The sequence below is a fragment of the Bacteroides pyogenes genome (assembly GCF_014196225.1).
In the GTDB taxonomy this organism is placed as follows: domain Bacteria; phylum Bacteroidota; class Bacteroidia; order Bacteroidales; family Bacteroidaceae; genus Bacteroides; species Bacteroides pyogenes_A.
This window is the reverse complement of record NZ_JACIDI010000040.1, coordinates 1-1,890: the sequence shown is the minus strand read 5'-3', so window position 1 is coordinate 1,890 and position 1,890 is coordinate 1. Positions and strand designations below refer to the sequence as shown.

General features: G+C 46.9%; 1 protein-coding gene. It reads right to left on the bottom strand.

From position 1 onward, the window contains the following. Positions 1-403: 403 nt before the first annotated feature. The coding region (locus tag GGR07_RS13735; protein WP_183200527.1) for an ABC transporter ATP-binding protein at positions 404-1,890 on the bottom strand (1,487 nt) is incomplete at its 5' end.

Here is a 1,890-nt window from a genome sequence, read left to right as displayed (position 1 = left end):
GCGAAAATGCTTGGTCACTCCAACATCAAGATGACGCAACATTATGCCAAAGTCCTTGATCGAAGCATAATGAAAGATATGAGAAATGTCGCCCTTGCATTGTCTAAGAAATCACTTTCTTGAGACACTTGGAGGAAAAGTGAAACGCAATTTGATGCATTGGAGAAATGGCTGGTGTTGCGATATCCTATCTTTGTTACAATTTCCGAAATAGAAACTCATAGAAAGAGAGGAGAATTAACGTCTCTACTCTGTAAATAAAAGCAGCAAGAGCTTTCGACTAAAAGCTTAGGAGTAATCAAGAAAAAGCTTAGGTGCTTTGGAGAGTAAACTAAAGACAATTCGTTTGAACAAGAAAAAGCAGGCAGCAAGAAGAATCTTACTGCCTGTTCTTGTTACGAGCTTACTGCATCGCCAGCAGCTTGCGGTATATTCCATCTTTTGCTTTGAGTTCGGCGTGCGTGCCTTTCTCCATAAGTTGTCCTTTCTCCATCACGATAATCTGGTGGGCATTGCGGATGGTCTGCAAATGGTGGGCAATGACCAAGACCGTGCGGTTTCGGATAAGGGCGGACATTGCTTGCTGTATTTTGTACTCATTGACGGGATCAACATTGCTCGTTATCTCATCTAAAAGGAGGATGGGAGCGTCTTTGAGGAAAGCACGGGCGATGGAGAGGCGTTGCTTCTGTCCACCCGAGAGTCCCAAACCGTTCTCTCCGATTATCGTTTCGTAACCATCAGGCAGACTGACAATGAAGTCGTGTATCATCGCCCGACGTGCGGCTTCCTCGATTTCCCCCTGTGTGGCATTGCAGTTGCCAACCTTGATATTGTTGGCAATGGTGTCGGAAAAGAGAATGACATTCTGCATCACCACACTGATTTTGCCGAGCAGATAATCGTAGTCTATTTCCCGTATGTCCACTCCGCCGATACGGATGTTGCCCGCCTGCGGTTCCCAAAAGCGGAGCAGCAGATTGGTAATGGTGGTTTTCCCCGACCCTGACGAGCCGACAAGAGCCGTTACCGTCCGTTCGGGTACGTTGAACGTGAGGTCTTTCATCTCAAAGCCCTCTTTTTCGTAATGGAACCCTATGTTTTCAAACGAGAGGTCAATGCGTTCCACCGTTTTCGGTTGGTCGGGATTGACGATAACAGGAGCATCCAACAAGTGGGAGATACGTCCGTAGCTGTCCTTTACCTTAATGTAGTTCAGCCAATGATTCTCCATATTGACAAAAGGTTTGTAGAATTCTTTCGAGACGATGATAAACATCAGATAAGCGAAAAGAGAAAGTTCTCCACGCCAAGTCCACCAAAGACCGATTGTAGCCATCAGAGCGAAAGCCAATTCTATAAGAAAGGCATATCTGCCCACGCTTACGGCCGCCTGCCGTGAGGTCTTCTTGCTGCTTTCTCCGAACTCGCTGACAGAACGGTCGAGCCTATCACGGAACATTCCTTTTCCTCCGAATATTTTCAGTACAGGTATGCCCTTGACATATTCCACGAAGAGACTGACCATATCCGCCAGACCGTCTTGTGCCTCCTGCTGCGCTTTCATTCCCGAGCGAATGCCCCGATACAGAGAAAATAGTGCAATGGGGAGAATGGCTACCATTGCCAATCCCATGCGCCAGTCCACACAGAACAGCCCGATACCGAGTATCAGAGCTACAATGAAGTCGGCAGACATCCGTGTCCATAGATGTCCTACTACCATTTCCATATTATCAACATCTTTGTGAATGACGGTGCTTATCTCTCCCAGACGCTCATTGGTGTAGAAACCGAGCGAGAACATTTTCAGTTTCAAGATGATTTTCTCACGAATGCGTTCCACGAGATCGAAGCCGGCAAAGTGTTTGCTCATATCGGCTATGGCAT